A 24533-nucleotide genomic window follows, 5' to 3' on the forward strand; every position below is an offset into this window, starting at 1 on the left:
GTGACACCGCCCGCACTCTCTTTCCGCCTGAAGGAGAGAGAAGTTATGGCAGACGTCCCCGCCCGCACCGAAATGCGCGTAACGACTGGGCCCATTCGCGGCTCGAAGAAGATCCATGTCGGCCCGCGCCGGGTCGCGATGCGCGAAATTCATCTGGAGCCGGGCAGCGGCGAGCCGCCGGTCCGCGTCTATGACACCTCTGGCCCCTATACCGACCCGGAGGCGCATATCGACATCATGGCCGGCCTGCAGCAGCTGCGCCGCGACTGGATCCGCGAGCGCGGCGATGTCGAGGAATATGAAGCGCGCGCAATCAAGCCGGAGGATAATGGCCTCAAGGGGCCCGACCGTTCGGGCGGCGTTCAGCCCTTCCCCAACGTGGTGAAGCGCCCGCTGCGCGCCAAGGCCGGCACCAACGTCTCCCAGATGCATTATGCCCGTCGCGGCATCATCACGCCCGAAATGGAATATGTCGCGGAGCGCGAGAATCTCGGCCGTGCCCGCCTCGCCGAATATGTCCGCGACGGCGAAAGCTGGGGCGCGTCGATCCCCGATTATGTGACGCCGGAGTTCGTCCGCGATGAAGTCGCCCGTGGCCGCGCCATCATCCCGTCCAACATCAACCACCCGGAATCCGAGCCGATGGCGATCGGCCGCAATTTCCTGGTGAAGATCAACGCCAATATCGGCAACTCCGCCGTCGCGTCCGACGTCGCATCCGAAGTCGACAAGCTGGTCTGGTCGATCCGCTGGGGCGCGGACACGGTGATGGACCTGTCGACCGGCCGCAACATCCATGACACGCGCGAATGGATCCTCCGCAACTCGCCCGTGCCGATCGGCACCGTCCCCATCTATCAGGCGCTCGAAAAGGTCGGCGGCATCGCCGAAGACCTCACTTGGGACATTTTCCGCGATACTCTCATCGAACAGGCCGAACAGGGCGTCGACTATTTCACCATCCATGCGGGCGTGCGCCTCGCCTATATCCCGATGGCGGCCAGGCGCGTCACCGGCATCGTCTCGCGCGGCGGATCGATCATGGCGAAATGGTGCCTCGCCCACCATAAGGAGAGCTTCCTCTACGATCATTTCGACGAGATCACGGAGATCATGAAGGCCTATGACATCGCCTATTCTCTGGGCGATGGCCTGCGCCCCGGCTCGATCGCCGACGCCAATGACGAAGCCCAGTTCAGCGAACTCTACACGCTGGGCGAACTGACCCATCGCGCCTGGAAACAGGATGTGCAGGTGATGATCGAAGGGCCGGGCCATGTGCCCATGCACAAGATCAAGGAGAATATGGAAAAGCAGCTCCAGGTCTGCGGCGAAGCGCCCTTCTATACACTGGGGCCGCTCACCACCGACATCGCGCCGGGCTATGACCATATCACCAGCGGCATCGGCGCGGCGCAGATCGGCTGGTATGGCACGGCGATGCTCTGCTACGTCACGCCCAAGGAGCATCTGGGCCTGCCCGACCGTGACGATGTGAAGGTCGGCGTCGTCACCTACAAGCTCGCCGCCCACGCCGCCGACCTAGCCAAGGGCCACCCGGCCGCCAAGGTCCGCGACGACGCGCTAAGCCGCGCCCGCTTCGAGTTCCGCTGGCGCGACCAGTTCAACCTGTCGCTCGATCCCGACACGGCCGAACAATATCACGACCAGACCCTGCCGGCCGAAGGTGCCAAGAGCGCCCATTTCTGCTCCATGTGCGGCCCTAAATTCTGCTCGATGAAGATCACCCAGGAAGTGCGCGACTTCGCCGCCAGGAAGAACCAGCCCGCCGACGGTTTCCTAGAAGCCGGTCTCACCGGCGCGGAAGTCGCCGAAGCCAGCAAGGCCGCCGCGTTGAAAGGCATGGAAGAGATGAGCAAACTCTTCAAGGAAACCGGCAGCGAACTCTATATGGGCGCTGGCGGGCGGGAGCATGATTGATCCGGTCGCCGGGCGAAGCACAAGGCTTCGCCCGGCTAGGCTTGGCCGGCGCGGGCCCGTTCCACCAATTTGCGGATCATCGCCCGGACTTCGGCCGGCGTATCGCCACTGACCACTTCGACATAGCCGATCCCGGCGCGACGCAGCGCTTCCCGTTTCACTGCGTCGCGGGCGGCGGTGTTATCGCTCAAATGATGGCCTTTCCCCTGCATCTCTATCGCATGCAGAGGACGGCAGTCGGCATCGACGATCAACAGGTCGACGCGTTTGGAATTGACCGCCAGAAAGGCCGTCTCGTTGGAACTGCCCAATATCTCGCCCAGAGAAACCTGACCCATGGCACGCCACCCTGGACTGTCGTCCTCCAACGCCTTGTCCAATACCGAGAGAAGCCGTCGCTCACCCTGATTGAGCAGCGGACGCGCCGCAAAATCGGCGGTCATGACGATACGCAACTGTTCGGCGGCAGTCGCTATCGGATCGATGGACTTTGGGGTTGGTGCCAGCGGGATGATCTTGCCGCGCCCCGCTCTCCAATCTTGTCGGCCGTTACGGGCACGCCAGCGGGCACGGCGCTCTGTCCGTTTCCATCCTTCGACCGTTCGTTCGACGGCGATCCCGATCCCCGCCCCTACACCCAGCACCAAGGCCAGTAACAGCGGCTTGTCGATCAAGGCGGTCAGTTCCGGTGGCATGGTGAGAAACTAACCGACAGATAGTTACGATCGCGTAAGTGTCCGAGGCGGCGATGGTTCACGAAACCTTTTTGTTGAATGGTCATGCCCTGACACCCCAGCGCCAATATCCCCTGTCCTACACGGCGATCCTCTGATCTACCCTGGGGAATGACACAGTCCATCCCCGCTCGCCCGCCCGCGCAGCCCGCGCCGGCGCTCTTCACCCCCGCCCGCTGGACTCCGGCCCGGCAGCGGACCTTCCTGACCGCCCTCTACCAGAGCGGCAGCGTGGCGCAGGCCGCGCGCATGGTCGGGATGTCGCCCTCCAGCGCGCATCGCCTGCGCCGCCGGCTGGCCGGCACCGCCTTCGACGGGGACTGGAGCAACGCGCTGGCGCTGCATGCCCAGGCGATGGCCGACCCGATCGCCACCCAGCTTCGCCCACAGGCCTCGACGCGGCGCTGAGGCGTATCAGTGAAAAACAGGTGCAAAGCTGTCGCGTCACCGGGGCATCATGGGCGCAAAATGCGTCGCCCCGGTGGCGCATAGTGATGCACGGCAGGCGCGTGGATGCCGCGCGGCCAGTGCAAAAGCGGCGCAAATCCCCCGGAAAGGCCGATAACGCTGTGAACTTCGGGCGTGACCCGGCGCCCTTCGTCTGCGCCGCCTTGCAGGATCGCCGAAAATATGAGAACAAATAACGAACATGATTCGTCCTCAGGGGAGGAAGTCCATGGTTCATCGTCTTACGTCGCTCTTGCCGCTGCTGCTCGCCGCGATCCTGGTCGGTGCACCAGGCCCGGCAGCGGCCAAGCCCGATTTCTCCCATGTCACCTCGCGCGAACAGGCGGAGGCGCTGGTGGCGACCGGGGCGCTGGTGCGCATCTATCTCTTCCCGATCCGTCTGGGCGGGCCGAGGCGCAAGGCGAATATCAGCTATGTCCCACCCGAAGCGGGCGCCGCGCTCGACCAGATTAGCGGCACGCTACAGCGCTTCACCCGTGAGGGGCTGGTCGATCAGTTGAGGATCATACCCGAATATCGCGGCACCAGTTTCGTGCCGACGCGCATCAACATGCATGCCACCCATAGCGGGCAGGAGGGCGGCTTCCACCCGAGCATCGCGATATGGTGACGGTCGGCGCGCAGCAGGCGCCGCCGGTTCAGGCCTCCAGCATGCGCAGGGTGCGGCGCTTCTTCCAGTCGAGCACCACCTGGATGCGCATGCTCCAGCTGCCGTCCCAATCGACCGCCAGATCATGCGCGTCGAGCTGGGCGGCGATCCGCCGGCCGATGTCGAGCGCGGCCGCCTCGCCGGCTGCGCAGGCGCCGTAATTGAGGTAGAGCGCTTCGCCCTCCACCGCCGCCTCGGTGTCCTGCATGTGGAAAAAGGCATAGCCCTCGGCCGGGCGCCCTTCGCCGATCGCTTCCTCGATCTCGTCCCAGATCTCGATCGCGCCGCAACTGCCGCAGCAGGTGAAATTCTGCCGCGCGATCACGCCCTCGGCTTCCAGCGCGGCAAAGGCCGCATCCAGCCGGTCGCAATCGGTCATGTCGGGCCAGGCCTTTTCGGCGGCATTATGCTCGGCCAGCGCCTGACGCAGCGCGGCCGATGCCTCGCGGCGCAGGGTCGGGCCGGGCAGTTCCTCGACGAACGTGTCGTGGGCGGCGGTCAGGATCGCGTCATCGTCATGAAACCCCCCGGCGACGTCGCGCCACACCTGGTCGCGCAGCGCCGCGAGCGGATCATAGGGGGGAAGGGCTGCTTCTTGCTCGGGGGCGTTGGTCTTGCCGAAGATTCGTTTCCACAATGCGCCGAACATGCGTTTGCCTGCCTCCCGCGATGCACTTTACTCGGATCCAACATGGCGTGGCTTCGGGCAAAGGAAAAGGGGGCATTTGACCGATGAATCGCGCCAGCTTCACGGTCCGCCGCAGCGATGCCCCCAAATGGCCTGCCGATCCTTATGGCGCAGGTTCCAGCACCACGTCCCAATGATCTTCCGTCACCGCCATGCGCTTCGCCTCCTCGGCATCGAATGCCGCCTTGTCGGGGAACATCCGTGCCTTGGCCGCCGCCATCGCCGCCTTATATGCTTCGCCCGCGCCTACGCCGTCGGCGCCATGCTTGTAGACGATGGTGGTGCGCACGTCCCACCGCGTGCTGCCGCCCATATGGGTGAAGGGCATCTCGACCGTGACTTCGCTGATATAGCCCTGCCGCATCATCTCGCGCAGCAACGCCTCATGCTGCTTGTGATAGGTGGTCAGGAACTGGCCCATCCCGCCCCATTTGACGCGGTAGTAATTTTCCACCTTCAACGGGCCGTCGGCGGGGGCCGCGGTCTGGGCGGTGGCGGGCGCGGCGGCCAGGCCGGCGAGCAGGATCAGGGCAGGGGGGAAACGCATCGGGCAAGGGGCCTTTCGCAATCGAAGATCATCTGCCCCTACAGACGGATCAGCCGCCAATTTCCGCGCCCGTGGCGCAATCGCGCTTGCTCGCTGCCGCGTCCCGCCCCACCATGGGGGCATTCTCCTCCCGCAAAGGACCGCCGATGACCCGCCACCGCCTCTGGACCGTCCTGACCCTGCCCGTCCTCCTGTCTGTCGCGCTGGCCGCCTGCAGCGGTCAGAAGAGCAGCCCGGCCGACAATGCCGCCGACAATGCGGTCAACGCGGTTGAAAATGCCATGGCCAACGCCGCCAACGCGACCAATGCCGCCGCTTCCAAAGGGGACGCCTTCAGCCCCTATGTCGGCAAATATCCCTTCGACAAGGTCGGCGCCCATAGCTGGAACGACGATCCCGCCGTGGTCGCGGCGGTGAAGGCGGCGGTCGCGGACAAGGCGGTGCGCAAATGGGTGCTGGAGGATGGCGGCCCGTCCTCGCCTATCGCGACCGTGGATGGCAAGGTCGCGGCCTGGTCGTGTGAGACCCATAATTGCGGCCCGCACCAATGGCTGACCCTGGTCGATCCGGCCAGCGGCACGGCCGAGGTCTGCTATTATGACGAGGCCGTCGATGCCCAGTCGACCCGCTGGTTCAAGGCCGGCCAGGAAGAAAAGCGTCCTGGCCAATGCCCTGACGTGTCGAACTGACGGGTCAGGGGCGCCACATGATGCGGCGCCGCCTCTGCCGCTATTGGACGACGACCCGCACCCGCCCCAGATTCTGGATGCGGGCATAGGGGGTGGCGGCGTCGCCCTTGCGCTCCGACGCGATGCGCAGCGCGGGGAAATAGGTGCCTGGCGCGGCGAAGCTGTGGCGCGTGGCCAGGGTCAGGCTGCTGCCCGAACCGCCGGGCAGCTTCGCCTTCTCGGCAAAGGCGCCGCTGCCGTCGAAATCCCATTCCGCCGACACGATCCGGCCAGTGCCCGGCGGCACGCTGATGGTTGCGCGGAAGGTCACGGCCGCGCCGGGCTTCACGACGGCTTTCGCACCGCCATTGGCGGTGACGCTGGCGATCGGCTGGATGCCGCCGCGCGCCGCCGCATCGGCCGGCACGATCACCTGGCCATTATCGATGCGATAGGCGGTGTTGGCGGGCGGGGTGACGCCCTTTTCGACCCAGGCGGACAGGTCGCGCAGCGCCTGTTCCAGCATGCCCAGATAGCTGACCGTGCGGGTCGGGTCTTCCTGATGGCTACTGTCGCCATGCAGCGCATGGTCGGTGAACCAGATGCGGAAATTCTGGTCTGCGCCCGCGCCCTGCGCAGCGATCACCCGCTGGCGATACCAGTCGCCCTGCCAGGGCATGGCTTCGCGATCCCACAGATTTTCGACCAGGATCATCTTGCCCTGGAACTGCCCGGTCATCGGCGGCTGGCCCATCGGCTTGCCGGTGGTTGCGGCGGTGAAGAGCGGTCCCAGTAGGAAGGGACGCTGGGGATAGAGCGGCTTGCCATCGGCCCCGCGAAACTGGTCCCAGACCGGATAGCCGGCATCGACCGGCGGCACCTGATGCCAGTGATAGGTTTCGGCGGCGAGGAAATTGCTGTTGTCGACCCGCACCTTGTCGCCGGCCTTCAACTGGTCGACGGTGGCGTCATCGACCACGCCCAGGATCACGACATCGCCGGCGATGCGGTTGATCGTCAGCCGCTTGCCCTGCGCCGCGCCCGACCCGACGATCAGGTCGCCGCCGACGAAATAGGTGGCGGGTGGCGGGCTCGATAGGCGGAAGGCGACGATGCGCTGTGCCGCCCGGCCCTGCAGCGCGGCAAAGGCATTGTCGACATTGGCCGCGCCATCGGTGATGCGGGTATCGAGCTTCAGTTCGGCTGCCTGCGCCGCGCTGATCGGCGCGGCGATGGTCGCGTCATGCTGCAGCCGATAGCCCTCGAAGCTCTTGGGATCATCATGGCCGAGATAGCCCGGCTTGGTCCAGAAATCGGTGAAATAGCCGGCATCGGCCATCACCATCCCGCCATAGAGGGCGGCAAAGCCATGGATGCCCATCGTCTTCCAGCCGAACCAGCTGGGCGTCGGGAACCCCATCGCCGTCACTTCGCGCAACACCGATGCCTGTTGCGGCGTCAGCCCGGCATAGGGATCACCCGATCCGCCCGGCTCGACCGCGTCCAATATCTGCGGGAACTTGTCATTGAGCACCCGCATCGCCCGCATCCGCACGGAGAACATGTTGGGCGGCGCCATCGGCGATCCCAGCACATAGGGGACGACGCCGTCCCACACGCCGGTCGTATTCTCGATCGACCCGACCGTGCGGAAGCCGCCGCCGCTGCCGCCAAAGGCATAGCCATAGGGGCGCTTGCCGCCGTACATCTGCTGCGCGACGACGCGCGAATAGCGGGCCGATGCGGCATTGGCGCGATAGGCCGCGATGGTGAAGTCATTGGGCTTGCCCGGCATGCCCACCTGGTCGCGGCCGCCGCCATTGGTCTCGACATAATAGCCGCCCGACGCGATGGAGAAGCCGATATAATTTTCCTCGCCGTTGGTCAGCTTCTGCGCCAGATTCTCGTCATCCGGGACCGGCGTGATATGCTGGAAGAAGCGGCCCTGATAGTGCGCCTTGTCGGGGAAATAGAAGGAGAAGCGGGTTTCTGTCCCCTTGAACCCGCCATGGACATAGCGGTGCCGCACCGGCGCATCGCGCCATTCGTCGATGTCGATATAGGGCTGAGTGAAGAGCGGGTCTTCGGCGGCGGCGGCCGGGGTGCTGCCCGGCTGGGCGTCGGCGCCGGTCCCTGCCGTTGCGACCAGGGCCAGTGACAGGGCTGTCATGCAGAGGGCAATCGATCGGCGCATCATCTTCTCTCCCGTCATGGTGTCAGACCGCCGCTGCCAGCGCCGCCCTGCCCGTTTGTTCGTCCCAATGATCCGCATCGCCGCCGAGCGCGCAATTGAGCATCGCGCGCTTCAGGAACAGGTGACAGGGATGCTCCATGGTCAGGCCGATGCCGCCATGGAGCTGGATCGCCTCTTCCGCGACCAGCCGATAGACGGTGCAGGCCAGCGCCTTGAGCGCGCCCAGGGCGATGATATCGGTCTCGGCCTGCTGCGCCCGGCTCCAGAACAGGGCATCGGCGGCGGTCAGTTGGGTCCGCATGTCGGCAACGCGATGCTTGAGCGCCTGGAACAGCGCCAGCGGCCGGTCGAACTGCTGCCGCGTTTCGAGATAGGCGACGGTCATCGCCAGCGCCGCCTCTGCGCCACCCAGGCTGTCGCCCGCCAGGCAGAAGAGACGCAGCGCCTCGACCCGATCGGCCAGCGCGCGGGCGGCATCGCCCTGCGCCAATATGAGGCCGGGGCCTTCAAGGACGACGTCGAACAAGCGACGGCTCTTGTCCCATCCGGCACGATAGGTGACGGAAACCTGCTCGGCCGGCACCAGCGCCACCCGGTCGGCCGTGACGTGCAAGACATGGCTGGCGCTATCGGCATCGGGCACGCAGGTCAGCCGGTCGGCGCCGTCCAGCCCCCCCGCCAGCGACGCGGTCATCACCTCGCCGGCCATGGCGTCGGCGATCAGCGCGTCGCGCTCCGGCAGATCATCGGCCGCAGTCAGCGCCTCGATCGTCAGCATCTGCGCCAGCACGGGGCCGGGCACCAGTGCCTTGCCCACGCCCTGATGGATGACGCCCGCCGCCTCGCGGCCAAGGCCCAGGCCGCCCAGTTCCTCCGGCACGCCCATCATCAGCCAGCCCATCTCGGCGATCAGCGCCCAGCTCTGCGCCGCATCCGGGGCCAGTTCGCTCTGGCCGAAGGCCTTGTCGGCCGCATCCTGCACTTCCGCGCGGGTCATGGTCATGCCGCGCCCTCCTTCAAGGTCCAGCTTTTCGGTTCGCGCGGCATGCCGACCAGTCGTTCCGCGATGATGTTGCGTTGCACCTCGTCGCTGCCGCCGGCGATGGTCCAGGCATAGCTGTTCATGAAATCGGCCATCCAGTTGCCGGTCTCCATGCCGCCGCCAAAGGTGATCGGGCTGTGATATTGCGCGTCGATGCCACCCAGCCGAATCCCGAGCGATGTGAACTCCCGCAGCGTGCGGGAGTAGGACAGCTTGACGATCGACGCGTCGCCGACCCGCTCGATTCCGGCGATGCGGTTGGCGAGGAACTGGTCGGCGACGGCACAGGTCGCATCCACCTTGGCGCTCAACCGGCCGAAGTCGCGGACTATGCCGCTATCGTCCTGCCGGCCCTGCGCCCGGATCAGGTCGCCTAGCCGCCACAAGGCGCCACGCAGCCGGGCGCTCAGTTCCAGCAGGGTCAGGCCGCGTTCGGACGAGAGGGTGGATTGCGCCACCGCCCAGCCCTGCCCCTCTTCGCCCAATCGGTCGCTGACGGGAATTTCGACATTGTCGAGGAACAGCTCGGCAAATTCCTCGTCGCCATGAATCTGATGAATCGGCCGCGCGGTAACGCCCGGCGCCTTGAGGTCGAGCAGCAGATAGGTGAGGCCCGCCTGTTTCGGCCCGTCATTGCTGGTGCGCACCAGCAGCAGGCATTTGTCGGCAAACTGGCCCATGGTCGACCAGAGCTTCTGCCCGTTGACGACATAATGGTCGCCGACCCGCTCGGCGCGGGTGCGGACATTGGCGAGGTCCGACCCGGCATTGGGCTCGGAAAAGCCCTGGCACCAGATTTCGCCGGCCAGGATGCGCGGGATCAGCAAAGCCTGCTGCGCCTCGCTCGCCCATTCGAACAGGGTGCAGGCGGCATGATAGGTCGACATGAAGGACAGCAGCAGCCGCGGCGTGTCGGCGCGGGCCAGTTCCTCGTAGAGGATCTTCTGTTCGGCAAGCGAGCGGCCGCCGCCGGGCCATTGGGCCGGCCAGTGCGGCACGGCATAGCCGCCCTCGACCAGCTTCGCGAACCAGTCGCGCTGGATTTGCAGGAAGGCGGCCTCGCTGCTGCTGCGCTCGCGCCAGCCGTGCGGCGCATTGTCGGCCAGCCACTGGCGCACCTCCAGCCGCAGCCCGTCGAGCGCGTCGGTCAAAGCCTGCCCCTCCATCCCGTTCCGGTTCCTCTCATCCCCGACGCTAGGCCCAATTGCGCCGCTCCCCGCAAGATGGCGGCAGGCGATATCCCCAAGGCGATGGCTGGTAAGCCCTTCCTTCGATCGGACACGCAACGACGCAACCACCCCCTCCGTCATCCCGGACTTGATCCGGGATCCATTCAGCGCTCGCGCTCCACCGTAGCGCCAAATGGATCCTGACCTCCGTCAGGATGACGAAAAGGGAACAGGGCTAGATCGCCACCTCGATCATGCCGTCGACGATGCGGACCGGATAGGTGGCGATCGGTTCGCTCGCCGGGCCGGTCAGCGGCGCACCGGTCTCCAGGTCGAAACGGGCGCCATGGGCCGGACAGGCGATCCAGCCCAGGCGAATGCGACCGCAGGCGAGCGGTTCGTCGGCATGGGAACAGAGCGCGGCGATGGCATGAATCTGCCCGTCGCTGTTGCACAACAGGATGGTCTGGCCGTCGATGGTCACGCTTTTGGTCTTGCCCAGCGGCACCTCATCCAGGGAGGCTGCCATTTTGAAATCGCGCTCGCTCATGCCCGAAAGCTGCCCAAGCCGGTGGAGCGCGGCAAGGCCCGGCCCACGCCCATCACCGGGGCGTTCTCTTGCCCGCCGCCCTGTCGCGGCGCGCTGCTCTTCAGTATCGCATCCCTGTTCGGCAGGGGATGCGTGGACCAATGAATTTTGAATGGACGCAGGATGAAGAGGCTTTTCGCCAGCGGTTGCGCGACTTTCTCGCCGCGACGCTGCCACAGGATTGGGAGCGTTTCTCGCAACATGGCCCGGCTTCCCCAGCGCTGACCGACTATGCCCGCACTTTCTGCGGGCGCCTCGCCGACGAAGGCCTGCTGACCCCGCACTGGACCAGGGAGATTGGCGGCCAGGGCCTCGACCCCTGGCACCAGACCATATTGGCCGAAGAAATGTGGATCGCGGGCGAACCACGCGGCGGCCAATATATGAACGTCAACTGGGTCGGGCCGACGCTGATCCGCTACGGATCGGAGGCGCAGAAAGCCCAGTATCTGCCCGCCATCACCGGCGGCCGGGCGCTGTGGTGCCAGGGCTTTTCCGAACCCGGTTCCGGCTCCGACCTCGCCTCGCTGCGCACCCGCGCGACCCGCGACGGCGACGTCTATCGCGTGTCGGGGCAGAAAATCTGGACCAGCTATGCGGGGCTTGCCGACACCTGTTTCCTGGTCTGCCGCACCAGCGACGATCGCAAGAAGGGCATTTCCATCCTGCTGGTGCCGATGGACACGCCCGGCATCACCGTGCGGCAAATCCCCTCGCTGATCGGCGAAGGCGATATTCACGAAGTCTTCTTCGACGAAGTCGTCGTGCCGGTGGAAGCCCGGCTGGGCGAAGAAGGCCAGGCCTGGGAAATCATCGGCTTTTCGCTCACCAATGAACGGCTCGGCATTCCGCGCTATGCGCTCGCCCGCGCGGCGCTCGACCGTGCGGTAATGCTATTGCAGGCCCAGGGTGAATTTGCCGGCGAGGCGGTGCGGATCGAGGCGGCCCATGCCGCCGCCCTGTGCGAAGCGGCGCGGATGGCCAGCTATGCGATCGTCGACCGCCGCTGCCGGGGCGAGGCGATCGGCGCCGAATCCAGCTCCGCCCGCTTCGCCACGGTGATGGCCGAACGGCGGGTATGCGAATTCATCGTCGAATATCTGCCGCAGGCACTGGCCGACGCCCACCCCTATCTCAAAATGCATCATCAGCGCGGGATCGTCGCGGGCATCGCCGCCGGCGCGGCGGAGATCCAGCTCAACATCATCGCCAGCGATGTGCTCAAACTGCCGCGGGAGCCGCGCTGATGGACCTGTCCCTGACCGACGACCAGATCGCCATCCTCGACGCGATCGACACGCTGACCCGGCCTTATGCCGGCGCGACGCTGCATGAGGCGGGCTGTGCCCTGGCCAGCGACGCGCTCGACCGCGACCTCGCCGAAGGCGGCTTCCTCGACATCGGCTTCGATCCCGATCTGGGTGCTATCAGTGCGGCTCTGGTGGTCGAACGGCTGGCGCGTCTGCCCCAGGCGGTGGAGGCAGCGGCCAGCGCGCTTATCCGCCCATTGCTGGGCGATGCGACACCGCGCCCGCTCTGCCTGGTGGAGGAAGGGAAGGCGCACCGCCCAATCCGCTTCCTTGCCCCCGGCGCGACGGTGCTGCTGCTTGGACCGGATCGGGTGCGTAGCTTCGTCGCGGCGCCGGAGCATATCCGGGCCGAACCCGAAGCGCTTTATGCCTATCCGATGGGCAGCCTGATCGCCCAGCCGGAAGACCTCACCGATCACGCCGTGTCGGCCGACGATGTCCGCACCCGCTGGCGCGTGGCGCTGGCAGCGGAGGCGGCGGGTCTGCTCGCTGCCGCGCTCGACAGCACGGCGACCTATGTCACCGACCGCCAGCAGTTTGGCCGCCCGCTCGCCACCTTCCAGGCGCTGCGCCATCGCCTGGCCGAAGCACAGGTGCGCGCCAACGGCCTCTATTGGCTGGCGATGAAGGCTGCCGGCACGCTCGATGCCGGCGACGCAGCGCTGGCGGCGCTGCATGCGCAGGAATCGGCGCGCAACTGCGTCTATGATTTCCACCAGTTTCTGGGCGCCATGGGCATGACGCTGGAGCATCCGCTGCACCTGTGGACCTATCGGCTCAAGGCGCTGATCGGCGACCTGGGCGGGCGTGGCGGTCAAGCGCTTGCCGCTGCCGACGCGCTCTGGGGGTAAAATCCTTGAGAGAGCCTGATTCACGCCATCGGTGAAAGCGCGGCGCGCTTCCACCTCAGACGATCAGGCTCTAGCCCAGCTTAGGCTTGATCTCCTCGATCACCCAGCGGGCATAATCCTCATATTCGCTGATGCTGCGCACCGCCGGGATCGGCACCGAACTCATGGTGACACCCAGCGTCCCGAACCAGCCGAGCCGGTCGATGATCTCCGGCGCGGTCATGCCCGGCCGGGCGCGCGGATCGTCGACCACGGCATGGCCCTCGCCCACCCGGCTGGTGGCAAAGCCGTACATCACGTCGAACGGACGGCCGTCATAGCCCGGCTGCGACTTGATGAAGTCGATCTTGGCCGGGATATCCTCGGGTTTCGTTAGATAAGGCCACCAGCCGCTGGCATGGCGCGCGGCGCGCCTGAGCACGGCGTCGGCCTCGCCACCCATCCAGATCGGCAGATGCGGCTGCTGCACCGGGCGGGGCGCAAAGGCGACATCGCGGAAGGACACGAACTCGCCCTCGAACTGCGGATCGTCGCTGGTCCACAGCTCGACGATCGCGGCCAGATATTCGTCGCACATCCGCCCGCGCTGGTGGAAGGAGACGCCGAGCAGGTCGAACTCCTGCTCCAGCCAGCCCGCGCCGAAGGTCACCATCGCCCGGCCGCCCGACAGCCAGTCGATCGTCGACAGCGCCTTGGCGGTGATCGCGGGATGCTGCAGCGGCAGGATCGCGATCGAACTGTTGATGCGGATGCGGCTGGTCGCCCCGGCATAATAGCCCATCGCCGCATAGGCATGGAAATGATGCGGCCCCGACAGGTCGACATGGGCGCGCGGGATCAGGAAATGTTCCGGCACGCTGATCATGTCGTAACCCAGATCATCGGCCAGCCTGGCCAGCCGCGTCTGGTCCGCTCCCGTGACCGACAATTCCCAGGGCTGCATCGTCGCCTTCAGCTCGATCAGCCGGGGCATGCCGAAGGCGAATTTCATGACCCCGCCTCTCGCCGGCTCAGAAGCCCAGGTCGAGCACCGGCCCGTCGAAATTGCCCGCCAGCTTCTGCGTCGCCGCGCTCAGCTTGTCCATGGGTTCATGCCGGATATAGCCGTCGATGATCCGCTGATAATTGCTGATCAGCCCTTCGATCACCTTGGACAGGCGCATGAAGTCGAAGCCCTCGGCATGCAGCCCCTTCTGCTGCAGCGGGATGTTGGAATAATCCTGGCGCGGGATCATCGGGAACTGATCGCTGTCATAGGGCAGCATCACCGGTTCCATCACCACCGGCGGCTCCTGACCTTCGGGGAAATGGGTGAGCGACCATAGCTCGAACATGCAGCTTTCCGGGCCGAGCGGGCGGATGCGATAGGCTGCCATGCTGGAGAGGAAGGGCAGCAGGAAATAGTTGGGGAAGATGAATTCCACCGACTTGACCGGGGTTTCCACCGCCAGCTTGTTGAGATCGGGCGTGGGTTCGCCGCGCGCCTGCCCGGCCTGGGTGACGCAATGATTGACCATGCCAAACCAGTGCATGATTGCCTGTTGCGGGTCTTCGGGCAGTTCGACGTCGATCAGGGTGCGGGCAACCGCGACATCCTTGGCATGGCACATGCCGGCCATGCCCTCGCTCAGCAGCTGCATATGGTCGACCTGGTCGACGATATTTTCCTTCATCGACCGGTTGGGATTGATCGGCACGCCGATCCCGCCCGTGTCCATGCCATACATCATGTTGTAGAGGATCGGCACCTTCTGCTGCAGTTGCGGGTGGGTGCGCATGACATGATAGCCTTCCATGAAGGCTTCCATCGCGACCTTCCAATTGGCCGGCAGCACCGTGCCGAAACACCATTCGGCGCGCATCTTGTCGGCATTATAGGCGTCGAGCCCCACCGCGAGCGGGCCGAGCTGTTCACGCAGCGAGGGCGCGTCATCGTCGAAATTGATGAAGACGCAGCCCATCTCGATCTCGGTGCGGCACGGGCGCAGCGCCAGATCCTGCTCGTCCAGCTGATGCTCGGAGAACATGTGCCGGCCATAGACGAAGGTATTCTTGCCCTCGATATTCCAGCGCCAGCCATGGAAGGGACAGATGAAGCCCTTGCCCTTGCAATTGCCATGGCTGCCCTCGGTCAGCGGCACGCCGCGATGGCGGCAGGCATTATGATAGGCGCTGATCCCGTCCTTGGTCCGCACGATGATGACGGACTTGCCCAGATTGCTATATTCGATCCAGTCGCCGACCTCCGGCACCTGCTCCACGCGGCAGGCCATCTGCCAGACATGGGGCCACAATTCCTCGCATTCGCGGCGATAGAAATCCGCGTCATAATAGCGCGCCGTGGGAATGCGCTCGGGATCGCTGATTTCCAGCGGGAAGCCCGCGCGCGTCATTTCAGCAGCCTCAACCATGCCATGCCTCACCCAGATTTCTTGCTTGGATGAAGTGGTATAGGGCGGGCCGGGGAGCGCCAAGGCAGCGCCCCAACCCATCGCCCTACCGATGGGACGATCAGGCGTCGGAAGCGGGCACGCCCAGTTCGTCCAGCACTTCGCGGCTATGCGCCCCCAGTTCCGGCGCGCCGCCCGCGACCCGGCCCGGCGTCTGCGAGAACCAGGTCGGCACGCCGGGGAAGCGCACCGGCCCCTGCGGCGTCTCCACCGTCTCGAAAAAGCCGATCGCGTTGAGATGCGCATTGTCGAACAGTTCGTCCGTGGTGCGCAGCGGCGCGGCCGGGATATGCAGCGCCTCCAGCAGCTCCAGCCACTCCTGCGTCGTCCGCTCGGCGAAGGTTTCGCCCAGCAGGCCGTAGACCCGGTCGATCTGCTTCGCGCGCTTGGCCAGCGTGTCGAACTCCTCGGTCGCCCAGGGCGGGTTCACCGCCGCGACGAAGGCGTTCCAATGCTTGTCATTATAGACCAGCGCGGCGACATGGCCGTCCTTGGTCGCATAGGGCTTGCGGTTGCGGGCGACGACGCGGTGATAATGGGCCGGCCCCAGCGGCGGCTCGAACAGCATGCCGCTGGCATGTTCGGTCAGCATGAAGGACGCCATCGTCTCGAACATGGAGACTTCCACCTCCTGCCCCTCGCCGGTGCGCTCGCGGTGGAACAGCGCCATCATCGTCGCATAGAGGCCAGTGAGGCCCGCCACCTTGTCGGCGATGATCGTCGCCATGAAATCGGGCTTGCCGGTCATCAGCTGTTGCAGATGCGGGATGCCGCATTCGGCCTGGATCGTGTCGTCATAGGCGGGCTTGTCGCCGTCCGGCCCGCGTCGGCTATAGCCATAGCAATTGGTGTAGACGATGTCGGACTTGATCGCCTTCACCGCCTGATAGTCGAAGCCCAGCTTGGCGATCGCCTTGCCCCGCATCGAATGGATGAAGACATCGGCGGTGGCGATCAGCGCACGCAGCGTCGCCTTGTCCGCCTCCTGCCGCAGGTCCAGCACCAGGCTGCGCTTGCCGCGATTGACGTTGGTGAAGACGCCACCCAGCTCGGGCGTCGGCCCGGCATTGATATAGCGCGTCGCATCGCCGGCCGGCGGCTCGATCTTGATCACGTCGGCGCCCATGTCGGCCATGATCTGGGTCGCATAGGGACCGAATACCATCGCCGTCAGGTCCACCACGCGGATCCCGGCCAGCGGCCCTTTCGGCATGTGCGTCGCGTCCATCATCCTCTCCCCTTCACTGCCTTGGGGCTAGGCCAAGGGCGCGGCGAAATCCACGCGCAACCCCTTCGCCCCACCGATATGTGGGGCCGCCCGATTGTGCGCGCGGGAGGCCGGATGATACCCGCAGGCGATCATCCAGACGCCAGCAGAAGGCCCCCAGAGACGTGGATTTTGCCCTGACCGAAGACCAGAGGAACATCCGCGACGCGGTGTTCCAGCTCTGTGCCCAGTTCCCCGACGATTATTGGCTGGAACGGGACAAGGACGCCGTCTTCCCGTTCGATTTCCACCGGGCAATGGCCGATGCCGGCTGGCTGGGCATCGCCATGCCCGAAGCCGCCGGCGGCGCGGGCCTGGGCATTACCGAAGCGGCGATCATGGTGCAGGCGGTGGCGGAAGCGGGCGGCGGCATGACGGCGGCGTCCAGCATCCACGGCCCGGTCTTCAGCCTGGAGCCGATCGCCCTGTTCGGCACGGCGGAGCAGCAGCAGCGCATGATCCCGCCGATCATCTCGGGCGCAGAGAAGATGTGCTTTGCCGTGACCGAGCCCAATACCGGGCTCGACACCACCAAGCTCAAGACCAGAGCCGAACGGGTCGAGGGCGGCTATCGCGTCAATGGCGAGAAGATCTGGATCACCAACGCCCATGTCGCCGACCGGATGATGCTGCTCGCTCGCACCACCCCGCTCGATGAAGTGAAGAACAAGACGCAGGGCCTGTCGCTCTTCTTCACCAAACTGGATCGCAGCAAGATCGAGCATCAGTTGATCCCCAAGATGGGCCGCCACGCGGTCGGCTCCAACATGCTGTTCATCAACGACCTCTTCATCCCCGAGGAGGATCGGATCGGCGAGGAAGGGCAGGGCTTCAGGATCATCCTCAAGGGGCTGAACCCGGAACGCATATTGCTCGGCGCCGAAGCGATCGGCATCGGCCGCAACGCGATCCAGCGCGCCGCCCGCTATGCCCGCGAACGCATCGTCTTCGACCGGCCGATCGGCATGAATCAGGGCATTCAGCATCCGCTCGCCAAATGCTGGATGCAGCTGGAAGCGGCCAACCTGATGGTGATGAAGGCCGCCACTTTGTTCGACAAGGGCGAAGAATGCGGCGTGGAGGCGAACAGCGGCAAATATCTCGCCGCCGAATCCGCGTTCGAGGCCTGCCATACCGCGATGCTGACGCTCGGCGGCATGGGCTATGCCCAGGAATATCATGTCGAACGGCTGCTGCGCGAAGTGCTGATCCCGCGCACCGCCCCGGTCAGCCCCCACATGATCCTCAATTTCATCGCCGAAAAGGTGCTGGAATTGCCCAAATCCTATTGAGGCGAGAGACGATGACGCTGCCGATCAAGATGCGCTCCTGGCTGTTCGCGCCGGGCGACAGCGAGAAGAAGATGGCCAAGGCGGCGGACAGCGCCGCCGATATCGCGCTGTTCGACCTGGAGGATGCGGTCGCCACCGAGAACAAGCCGCTCGCCCGCCAGATGGTGCATGATTTCCTCGCCGCCAAGCCGGAAGGGCGCGAGCGGCTCTGGGTCCGGGTCAATCCGCTCGACGGCCCCTATACGCTCGACGATCTCGCCGCGATCATGCCGGCGCGGCCGGGCGGCATCATGCTGCCCAAAGTCTATGGCCGGCAGGATGTCGAACGGCTCGACCATTATCTGACCGCGTTCGAGGCCGCGCATGGCATCGAACGGGGATCGACCCCGCTGATCGTGCTGGTCACCGAAACGGCAGAAGCCATGTTCCATACCGGCGATTACAAGGGCGCGCCGCGCGTGGTGGCGCTGACCTGGGGGGCGGAGGATCTCGCCGACTCGATCGGCGCCAGTTCCAATCGCAATGCCGATGGCAGCTATGGCTTCACCTATGAACTGGCGCGCTCCATGTGCCTGCTGGGTGCCGCCACCGCCGGTGTCACCGCGATCGAGACGATCCAGGGCGATTTCCGCGACCTCGACGGGCTGAAGGCGCGCGCCGAAAAGGTGCGGCGCGACGGTTATCGCGGCATGCTGGCGATCCATCCGGCGCAGGTCGATGTCATCAACGCCGCCTTCACCCCCACGCCGGAGGAAATTGCCGAGGCGCAGGCGATCGTCGACATTTTCGCCGCCAATCCCGGCGTCGGCGCGATCGGCTACAAGGGCGGGATGCTCGACCGGCCTTATCTCAGCCGCGCCGAGCAGTTGCTGCGCCAGGCCGGGGCCTCGTGATCGACCTCACCCCCTATCTGCGGCGCGGCGACCGCATCGTCTTTGGCCAAGCCTGCGGCGAGCCGGTCAGCCTGGTCAGCGCGCTGATCGAACAGGGCGCGCGGATCGGCGATCTGTCCGCCTTCATCGCCACCAGCTTCTCGGGCCTGTTCACGCCGGACAGCGCCGACAGCTTCCGCCTCTCCTCCATGGGCGCGATCGGCGCGCTGCGGTCGATGACCAAGACCGGCAAGCTGCAGGTCATCCCCGTCCATGTCAGCCAGGTCGCGCCGATGATCACGGCCGGCCTCATCGGCTGCGACGTGGCGATGATTCAGCTGAGCCCCGCCGACGCCAACGGCAACCATAGCTGCGGCCTGATCGGCGACTATGTCCGCGCCGCCGTGGACAAGGCGCGGGTGGTGATTGCGGAGATCAACGAAGCGGTGCCCTATGTACCGGGCGAACTGATCCCCGCATCCGCGATCGACGTCGCCATTCCCGTGTCGCGCCCGCCGGTCGAGGTGGCGCCCGCGAAGATCGGCGAGACCGACGAAGCGATCGCCCGCCACTGCGCCGCCTATATCGGCGACGGATCGGTGATCCAGACCGGGGTCGGCGCGGTGCCCGACGCGATATTGCGGCTGCTGGGCGACCGGCGAGACCTGGGCGTCCATTCGGGCATGCTGGGCGACGGGCTGGTGGACCTGGCAGACGCCGGCGTGCTGACCAACGCCCGCAAGGAAATCGACACCGGCATCTCGATCAATGGCGCGCTGATCGGCACCCGCCGGCTCTATGACTGGGCGCACAACAACCCGGCCATCCGCATGTGCGCCACCAGCTACACCCATGATGCCGCAGTCCTCGGGAGGCTTTCGCGCCTCGTCACCATCAACAGCGCGCTGGAGGTGGACCTGACCGGCCAGGTCAATGCCGAACAGTCGGGCGCGGCCTATCTCGGCGGCACCGGTGGCCAGGTTGATTTCGTCCGCGCCGGCGCCCGCTCGCCCGGCGGCTGCTCGATCATCGCGCTTTCCGCCTCGGCCAAGGGCGGCAGTTTGAGCAAGATCGTGCCAGCCTTGTCCGGCCCCGTCACCACCGCGCGCAGCGATGTCGACATCATCGTCACCGAATATGGCGCGGCGGAACTGAAAGGGCAGACGCTGGCCGAGCGCACCCGTCGCCTGATCGCCATTGCCGATCCTGCCTTCCGCGAGGAACTGGAGCGGGCGGCCCATATCATCCAGCAGAGGGGGTATTGATGCCCGAAGCGCAGACCGACGCAGTCCTGTTCGAGGCGCGGCCCGACGGCATCGCCATCCTCACCATCAACCGCCCCGACCAGCGCAATGCCCTGGGCCGCGACGTGCGCGAGGGGCTGCGTGCCGCCTGGGACCGGTTCGAGCATGATTCGGCGCTGCGCGTCGCGATCCTGACCGGCGCGGGCGACAAGGCCTTCTGCGCGGGCGGCGATCTCAAGGAAATGGTCGACACCGGCATGACCGTCCCGCCGCGCGCCATGTTCCCGCTGCCCTATGACAGCATCGAACTCAGCAAGCCGACGATCGCGGCGGTGAATGGCGTCGCCTTTGCCGGCGGCTGGATGATCGCCCAGGCCTGCGACCTGTGCGTTGCCAGCACAGCCGCGCGCTTCGCCATTACCGAGGTGAAGGTCGGGCGCAGTTCGCCCTGGGCCGCGCCCCTCATTCACATGATCCCGCAGCGGATCATGATGGAGATCATCCTGACCGGAAAGCCGATCACCGCGAGCCGAGCCTACGAGATAGGCCTGGTCAATCGCCTGGCCGAGCCCGAAGCGCTGATGCAGGCGGCGCTCGATCTGGCGGCGGAAATTTTGGAGGGCGCGCCCCTGTCGGTGAAGGCCGGGCGCGACACGGTGATGCTGGCGACCGAGATGGGCCGCGCCGCTGCGCTGCAGGCCGCCCGCGCCGCCTCCGAATATACTTATCATAGCAAGGACGCGCAGGAAGGACCGCGCGCCTTTGCCGAAAAACGCACGCCGCAATGGACCGGGCGCTGAGCCCGACTGTCTGAAATCGTCAAGTCCGGGTGACGCGGGCGTGGCAAAAGGGTGGAATGGAGAAGGAATAGGCCATGAACGAGATCAGCAGCATCGGCACGCCCGGCGAGGATCTGATCGAGCCGGTCGTCGTCCCGGTCGAAGCCTATGTGTCCAAGGATTATGCCCGCGCCGAGCAGGACCGGCTGTGGCGCAAGGTCTGGCTGCAGGCGGCCCGGCTGGAGGATATTCCCGAGGTTGGCGATTTCGTGACCTATGACATTCTCGAAGACTCGGTCATCATCATGCGCACCGGGCCGGATGAACTGAGCGCCTATCATAATGTCTGCCCGCATCGCGGCCGCCGCCTGATCGATACGCCCGCAGGCCAGCGCAACGCGCGGGGCAACCGCAAGTCGATCATCTGTGGCTTCCATGGCTGGACCTTCGACCGCCAGGGCCAATGCACCTTCGCCAACCATGCCGATGACTGGCAGGGCAAGCTGACGGCACAGCGTACCGCGCTCGGCAAGGTCAGCGTCGATACATGGGGCGGCTGGGCCTGGATCAATCTCGATCCCGATTGCGGTCCGCTCGCTGAATATCTGGGCGTGGTGCCCGACATGCTCGATCCCTTCGGTCTTCAGAATATGCGCTATCGCTGGCGCAAATGGATCATCTTCGACTGCAACTGGAAGGTCGCGATGGAGGCGTTCAGCGAGACCTATCATGTCCAGACAACCCATCCCGAATTCAACGCCTTCGGCGAATTTCGCGGCTGGGCGCGCAAACATGGGCTGCACACCAATATCGGCTATGAAGCGCCCAAGAATATGGACGAGAACCAGGCCAAGCTGCGCATCGGATCGGGCGAAGACCCGCGCCTGTCGACCGCGGAGATGCAGCTTTTCACCTGGGAAAATGCCAATACCAACACCACCATGACACTGGTCGCCGCCGCCCAGCGTCTGAAGGACGAACTGCCCGAGGGCACCCCCGCACCGCAAGTGCTGCAGCACTGGCTCGCCACCGCCCGCGCCGACGATGAACGGCGCGGCGTCTTCTGGCCGGTGGTCGAACCCGCCCATACGGCGAAAAGCGGCACCGCCTGGCAGATCTTCCCCAATTTCCAGATCGGCCACGCCGTCAACAACATGCTCTGCTATTCCGCCCGCCCCTATGGCGCGGACCCGGACAAGTGCATTTTCGAGGCGGCGGTCTATGAGCTTTTCCCGGACGCGGAAACGCCCGCCACCGAATGGGAATATACCAGCGCGGAGGAGTGGCCGCCGGTGCTGCAGCAGGATTTCACCAATATGCAGGCGGTGCAGCAGGGCATGAAGAATGTCGGCTTCCGCGGCACCCAGCCCAACCCCTATATGGAGCGGGCGGTGGCCAGCCTCCATTACAACCTGTCCCGCTACATGGGGACTGGCGCACCAAAGCCGCTGGACTGACCGACATTGCCGCGATCATGGCCCTTCGCCGCCGATCATCTGTCTGGCGGCGGAGCGCTTTCGCGCCTCCATTTTCACCAATGACTGTCTTCGACGACTGCCCTCCAATGGAAAGGGGCGCTCCCGGCAGGAGCGCCCCTTTCCGTTTCCATCCTGATTGGGCCCCTCAGAAGGGCAGCTTGTAGAGGTTCACCGCATTGTCCTGCAGCACCTTCTTCTTCACCGCGAAGTCGTAGCCGCCCAGCACATCCTTGAGATGTTCCTGCACGCCCGGATAGAGCGAGGTCGGATGCGGGAAATCGGTTTCGAACATGACCTTGTCGACGCCGATCGTTTCCAGCAGCAGCTTGGGCGCGACCTTCTCGAACCAGAAGGTGACCCAGAAATGGTCGCGGAAATATTCCCACGGTCGCTTGTTGAGCAGGCCCACCTTGCTCGGCAGCATTTCGTCGAACTGATGCTCCAGCGCCTCGATCGCGAAGGGCACCCAGCCCGCGCCGCTCTCGATCAGGCCGATCTTCAGCTTGGGATGACGGTCGAGCCGGCCCGACACCATCCAGTTGCCCAGCGTCGCGGCATTGCCGATCGAGAACATGGTGGCGACCACCGACAGCGTCTGTTCAAAGCCGAAGCCGTCCCAGGTCAGCGTATTGGGGTCGATCGCCGCATTGAGGTGGAAATTGAGCGGCAGGCCTTCGGCCTCGCACATTTCCAGGAAGGGCGTCCAATAATCATGCAGGAAGCTGGGCACGCCGACGCGCTCGGGCGTATCGGGCAACACGAAGCCGCGCAGGCCCATGTCGACGCAGCGCCGCGCTTCGGTCTCCATCGCCTTCTGGTCCCAGAAGGGCAGATGGGCCATGTTGAAGATGCGTTCGCCCGACACCTGCTGATATTCGGCCGATGCGTCATTATACATCTGGATGATCGCGACCGCGAGATCGGGGTCGCCCAGCGACATCAGCGACCCGGCCTGTGTCACGCCCGAATTCTGGAAGCCGATCTGGGCATAGATGCCCATATCGTCCATCGCCTGCAGCCGTTCCTTGATCAGGTGACCGCCCGGATGCGCCTGCGCCAGCTTGGGGAAGGCCAGGCGGCCGAGCAGCTTGTTATTGTCGGCGCGGATGACGTTGCCGCCCATCGATCCGAAATTGCGGTCGCCCACATACCAGCGTTCGACGCCGTCGGCGTCCTGCTTCACATAGGGCACCTTGGCCTTGTACTTGGCCGGCGCGCGCGAGGTGAAGAGGTCCGGCGCCTCGGTGATATGGGTGTCGGTGTCGACAATCTTGATGCCGGCCAGCGACGGGTCGAGCCCGCCCGACTGGGTGCTGTAGTCAACCTCGCGGATGACGCCGCCTTCGGTATAGCCTTCGGCCGACCAATATTTGCGGGCGGCCTGGGCGTCGGCGACGTCCTTGTCCTTCACATCAGCCATGCTTCACCTCCAGCGCGCCCTGCCAGCTGGCGGATTCGAAGATCGGCTGGACGGAGGCGGCCGGCGACTGTTCCTCGACCGAGCGGCGGACCGCTTCGCTGAGCGTGCGCTGCAGGCCGGCGGCGTCGATCTGGTCGGACGGTTCATAGACGAAGCCGATCGCCAGCGGCTGGCCGTCGGGCATGTGGGGCAGCAGCATGGCGGTGACGTCGGCGATCGAGCCAAAGCCGGCAAAGCCGCTGATATGCCCCTCGTCCCGGCAGCGCTGCACCTGGCCGGCGACATCGGCGAAGACGAACTTGCGCTCCTGCGGCGCTTCGGCATTGAGGCGGCGGATCAGGCCGTCGCGGCGCGGCTGCTGCACGGTCGACAGCATCAGCAGACCAGCGGCGGAGTCGGTCAGCCGTTCCTGGCGGCCACCGGCCAGGCCGTTATTGGCCGAGGTGCGCAGCGCCTTCTTGCCAGCGCGCCAGTGAACGATCTGGATGTTGAGGCCGACCATGCCGAACACGGCAATGCCAAGGCCCGTCTGGGCCGACAGGCGATCGATCAGGCCGTTGAGGACGCCATCGCGCACCATGCGCGGCTGGATCGCGGCACCCAGCATCGCGGCGCGCGGGGTCGGCGAATAGGCGCGCGAACCCGGATCCTTGTGGAGCAGGCCCAGGTCGACCAGGCTCGACAGCAATTCGGACGTGCTCGACTGCGGGCGGTCGAAGCGGCGGACAATGTCCATCACCGTCGCCTGCGGATGATCCTCGTCGAAAAATTCCAGCACCTCGACCACGCGCTTGGCGATCTTCGCCTTGTTGGACTCGGTCTTGGCTACCCTCGGCTTATGGGACTCGATCAGAGCCATGGTTCCTCTCCTTCGTTATTGA

23 protein-coding genes are annotated in these 24533 nt (G+C 65.5%); 11 read left to right on the top strand and 12 right to left on the bottom strand.

Annotated elements, in window-relative coordinates; translation table 11 throughout:
* The first annotated feature begins 45 nt into the window (after window positions 1–45).
* Window positions 46–1941 (top strand): phosphomethylpyrimidine synthase ThiC, encoded by a 1896-nt coding sequence (thiC, locus tag VHN57_RS21850; RefSeq protein WP_423285422.1) that lies wholly within the window; start codon window positions 46–48, stop codon window positions 1939–1941.
* 35 nt (window positions 1942–1976) lie between these two features.
* Here the strand turns inward: thiC and VHN57_RS21855 are convergent, their stop codons facing one another.
* Window positions 1977–2615 (bottom strand): DUF2726 domain-containing protein, encoded by a 639-nt coding sequence (locus VHN57_RS21855; protein WP_423285424.1) that lies wholly within the window; start codon window positions 2613–2615, stop codon window positions 1977–1979.
* Window positions 2616–2786: 171 nt separating this feature from the next.
* On the opposite strand from VHN57_RS21855, the gene VHN57_RS21860 reads away from it, so the two are divergent.
* Both VHN57_RS21860 and VHN57_RS21865 read left to right on the top strand, forming a co-directional pair.
* Entirely contained in the window at window positions 2787–3083 is a 297-nt protein-coding gene (locus tag VHN57_RS21860; RefSeq protein ID WP_423285426.1) for a LysR family transcriptional regulator, read from the top strand.
* Window positions 3084–3351: 268 nt separating this feature from the next.
* A complete protein-coding gene (locus VHN57_RS21865) occupies window positions 3352–3753 on the top strand; it encodes a hypothetical protein (protein ID WP_423285427.1) in 402 nt (133 codons plus the stop codon).
* A 28-nt stretch (window positions 3754–3781) separates the two neighbouring features.
* Here the strand turns inward: VHN57_RS21865 and VHN57_RS21870 are convergent, their stop codons facing one another.
* Window positions 3782–4441, bottom strand: a complete 660-nt coding sequence (locus VHN57_RS21870) for a DUF6891 domain-containing protein (RefSeq protein ID WP_037508145.1) — start codon at window positions 4439–4441, stop codon at window positions 3782–3784.
* 142 nt (window positions 4442–4583) lie between these two features.
* Window positions 4584–5027: a hypothetical protein gene (locus VHN57_RS21875; protein WP_037519477.1), complete on the bottom strand. Its 444-nt coding sequence runs from the start codon at window positions 5025–5027 to the stop codon at window positions 4584–4586.
* Window positions 5028–5173: 146 nt separating this feature from the next.
* Between VHN57_RS21875 and VHN57_RS21880 the strand changes: the two genes are divergently transcribed.
* A complete protein-coding gene (locus VHN57_RS21880) occupies window positions 5174–5716 on the top strand; it encodes a hypothetical protein (RefSeq protein ID WP_423285428.1) in 543 nt (180 codons plus the stop codon).
* Between the two features lie 40 nt (window positions 5717–5756).
* Here VHN57_RS21880 and VHN57_RS21885 read toward each other — a convergent pair whose 3' ends face one another.
* The 4 genes from VHN57_RS21885 to VHN57_RS21900 form a co-directional block, all read right to left on the bottom strand.
* Window positions 5757–7892 carry a hypothetical protein gene (locus VHN57_RS21885; RefSeq protein ID WP_423285430.1) on the bottom strand — a complete coding sequence of 712 codons (2136 nt, stop codon included), beginning with the start codon at window positions 7890–7892 and terminating at the stop codon, window positions 5757–5759.
* 19 nt (window positions 7893–7911) lie between these two features.
* Window positions 7912–8892, bottom strand: a complete 981-nt coding sequence (locus VHN57_RS21890; RefSeq protein ID WP_423285432.1) for an acyl-CoA dehydrogenase family protein — start codon at window positions 8890–8892, stop codon at window positions 7912–7914.
* On the bottom strand, window positions 8889–10097 hold the full coding sequence (locus VHN57_RS21895) for an acyl-CoA dehydrogenase family protein (protein ID WP_423285434.1): 1209 nt from the start codon (window positions 10095–10097) through the stop codon (window positions 8889–8891). The genes VHN57_RS21890 and VHN57_RS21895 overlap by 4 nt, the downstream gene beginning before the upstream one ends.
* 238 nt (window positions 10098–10335) lie before the next feature.
* Window positions 10336–10650, bottom strand: a complete 315-nt coding sequence (locus tag VHN57_RS21900; protein WP_051886917.1) for a Rieske (2Fe-2S) protein — start codon at window positions 10648–10650, stop codon at window positions 10336–10338.
* A 140-nt stretch (window positions 10651–10790) separates the two neighbouring features.
* Here VHN57_RS21900 and VHN57_RS21905 point away from each other — a divergent pair, with 140 nt between their 5' ends.
* Complete coding sequence (locus tag VHN57_RS21905; RefSeq protein ID WP_423285436.1) at window positions 10791–11936, top strand: acyl-CoA dehydrogenase family protein; 1146 nt, start codon at window positions 10791–10793, stop codon at window positions 11934–11936.
* On the top strand, window positions 11936–12850 hold the full coding sequence (locus VHN57_RS21910; protein ID WP_423285438.1) for an acyl-CoA dehydrogenase family protein: 915 nt from the start codon (window positions 11936–11938) through the stop codon (window positions 12848–12850). The genes VHN57_RS21905 and VHN57_RS21910 overlap by 1 nt, the downstream gene beginning before the upstream one ends.
* Window positions 12851–12920: 70 nt before the next feature.
* On the opposite strand, the gene VHN57_RS21915 is transcribed toward VHN57_RS21910, so the two are convergent.
* From VHN57_RS21915 to VHN57_RS21925, 3 genes are all read right to left on the bottom strand, one after another.
* Window positions 12921–13841 (bottom strand): TIGR03619 family F420-dependent LLM class oxidoreductase, encoded by a 921-nt coding sequence (locus tag VHN57_RS21915; RefSeq protein WP_423285440.1) that lies wholly within the window; start codon window positions 13839–13841, stop codon window positions 12921–12923.
* Window positions 13842–13860: 19 nt separating this feature from the next.
* A complete protein-coding gene (locus tag VHN57_RS21920) occupies window positions 13861–15243 on the bottom strand; it encodes an aromatic ring-hydroxylating oxygenase subunit alpha (RefSeq protein ID WP_010335464.1) in 1383 nt (460 codons plus the stop codon).
* A gap of 118 nt (window positions 15244–15361) precedes the next feature.
* Window positions 15362–16528 (bottom strand): CaiB/BaiF CoA transferase family protein, encoded by a 1167-nt coding sequence (locus VHN57_RS21925; protein ID WP_423286096.1) that lies wholly within the window; start codon window positions 16526–16528, stop codon window positions 15362–15364.
* Between the two features lie 164 nt (window positions 16529–16692).
* Between VHN57_RS21925 and VHN57_RS21930 the strand changes: the two genes are divergently transcribed.
* The 5 genes from VHN57_RS21930 to VHN57_RS21950 all read left to right on the top strand — a co-directional run bounded on the left by VHN57_RS21930 (window position 16693) and on the right by VHN57_RS21950 (window position 22211).
* Entirely contained in the window at window positions 16693–17859 is a 1167-nt protein-coding gene (locus VHN57_RS21930) for an acyl-CoA dehydrogenase family protein (RefSeq protein ID WP_423285442.1), read from the top strand.
* Between the two features lie 11 nt (window positions 17860–17870).
* Window positions 17871–18752, top strand: coding sequence for an HpcH/HpaI aldolase/citrate lyase family protein (locus VHN57_RS21935; protein WP_423285444.1), 882 nt, complete (start codon window positions 17871–17873; stop codon window positions 18750–18752).
* The gene (locus VHN57_RS21940; protein ID WP_125985462.1) at window positions 18749–19996 is read left to right on the top strand and encodes an acetyl-CoA hydrolase/transferase family protein; all 1248 of its coding nucleotides are present in this window, start codon (window positions 18749–18751) and stop codon (window positions 19994–19996) included. Before VHN57_RS21935 ends, VHN57_RS21940 begins: the two co-directional genes overlap by 4 nt.
* Window positions 19996–20775 carry an enoyl-CoA hydratase/isomerase family protein gene (locus VHN57_RS21945; protein ID WP_423285446.1) on the top strand — a complete coding sequence of 260 codons (780 nt, stop codon included), beginning with the start codon at window positions 19996–19998 and terminating at the stop codon, window positions 20773–20775. Before VHN57_RS21940 ends, VHN57_RS21945 begins: the two co-directional genes overlap by 1 nt.
* A gap of 74 nt (window positions 20776–20849) precedes the next feature.
* Window positions 20850–22211 (top strand): aromatic ring-hydroxylating oxygenase subunit alpha, encoded by a 1362-nt coding sequence (locus VHN57_RS21950; RefSeq protein ID WP_423285448.1) that lies wholly within the window; start codon window positions 20850–20852, stop codon window positions 22209–22211.
* 166 nt (window positions 22212–22377) lie between these two features.
* On the opposite strand, the gene VHN57_RS21955 is transcribed toward VHN57_RS21950, so the two are convergent.
* Complete coding sequence (locus tag VHN57_RS21955; protein WP_423285451.1) at window positions 22378–23652, bottom strand: amidohydrolase family protein; 1275 nt, start codon at window positions 23650–23652, stop codon at window positions 22378–22380.
* The gene (locus VHN57_RS21960; RefSeq protein ID WP_004209457.1) at window positions 23645–24511 is read right to left on the bottom strand and encodes a helix-turn-helix domain-containing protein; all 867 of its coding nucleotides are present in this window, start codon (window positions 24509–24511) and stop codon (window positions 23645–23647) included. The genes VHN57_RS21955 and VHN57_RS21960 overlap by 8 nt, the downstream gene beginning before the upstream one ends.
* Window positions 24512–24533 lie beyond the last annotated feature (22 nt).

The organism is Sphingobium salicis subsp. salicis (assembly GCF_049472635.1).
In the GTDB taxonomy this organism is placed as follows: Bacteria; Pseudomonadota; Alphaproteobacteria; order Sphingomonadales; family Sphingomonadaceae; genus Sphingobium; species Sphingobium yanoikuyae_A.

Coding starts and splice junctions, on each gene's coding strand:
- VHN57_RS21950 (WP_423285448.1), top strand. CDS start 20,850: ATGAACGAGATCAGCAGCATCGGCACGCCCGGCGAGGATCTGATCGAG.
- thiC (WP_423285422.1), top strand. CDS start 46: ATGGCAGACGTCCCCGCCCGCACCGAAATGCGCGTAACGACTGGGCCC.
- VHN57_RS21915 (WP_423285440.1), bottom strand. CDS start 13,841: ATGAAATTCGCCTTCGGCATGCCCCGGCTGATCGAGCTGAAGGCGACG.
- VHN57_RS21910 (WP_423285438.1), top strand. CDS start 11,936: ATGGACCTGTCCCTGACCGACGACCAGATCGCCATCCTCGACGCGATC.
- VHN57_RS21870 (WP_037508145.1), bottom strand. CDS start 4,441: ATGTTCGGCGCATTGTGGAAACGAATCTTCGGCAAGACCAACGCCCCC.
- VHN57_RS21880 (WP_423285428.1), top strand. CDS start 5,174: ATGACCCGCCACCGCCTCTGGACCGTCCTGACCCTGCCCGTCCTCCTG.
- VHN57_RS21905 (WP_423285436.1), top strand. CDS start 10,791: ATGAATTTTGAATGGACGCAGGATGAAGAGGCTTTTCGCCAGCGGTTG.
- VHN57_RS21875 (WP_037519477.1), bottom strand. CDS start 5,027: ATGCGTTTCCCCCCTGCCCTGATCCTGCTCGCCGGCCTGGCCGCCGCG.
- VHN57_RS21860 (WP_423285426.1), top strand. CDS start 2,787: ATGACACAGTCCATCCCCGCTCGCCCGCCCGCGCAGCCCGCGCCGGCG.
- VHN57_RS21885 (WP_423285430.1), bottom strand. CDS start 7,892: ATGATGCGCCGATCGATTGCCCTCTGCATGACAGCCCTGTCACTGGCC.
- VHN57_RS21945 (WP_423285446.1), top strand. CDS start 19,996: ATGCCCGAAGCGCAGACCGACGCAGTCCTGTTCGAGGCGCGGCCCGAC.
- VHN57_RS21900 (WP_051886917.1), bottom strand. CDS start 10,650: ATGAGCGAGCGCGATTTCAAAATGGCAGCCTCCCTGGATGAGGTGCCG.
- VHN57_RS21890 (WP_423285432.1), bottom strand. CDS start 8,892: ATGACCATGACCCGCGCGGAAGTGCAGGATGCGGCCGACAAGGCCTTC.
- VHN57_RS21925 (WP_423286096.1), bottom strand. CDS start 16,528: ATGGACGCGACGCACATGCCGAAAGGGCCGCTGGCCGGGATCCGCGTG.
- VHN57_RS21920 (WP_010335464.1), bottom strand. CDS start 15,243: ATGACGCGCGCGGGCTTCCCGCTGGAAATCAGCGATCCCGAGCGCATT.
- VHN57_RS21935 (WP_423285444.1), top strand. CDS start 17,871: ATGACGCTGCCGATCAAGATGCGCTCCTGGCTGTTCGCGCCGGGCGAC.
- VHN57_RS21955 (WP_423285451.1), bottom strand. CDS start 23,652: ATGGCTGATGTGAAGGACAAGGACGTCGCCGACGCCCAGGCCGCCCGC.
- VHN57_RS21960 (WP_004209457.1), bottom strand. CDS start 24,511: ATGGCTCTGATCGAGTCCCATAAGCCGAGGGTAGCCAAGACCGAGTCC.
- VHN57_RS21865 (WP_423285427.1), top strand. CDS start 3,352: ATGGTTCATCGTCTTACGTCGCTCTTGCCGCTGCTGCTCGCCGCGATC.
- VHN57_RS21895 (WP_423285434.1), bottom strand. CDS start 10,097: ATGGAGGGGCAGGCTTTGACCGACGCGCTCGACGGGCTGCGGCTGGAG.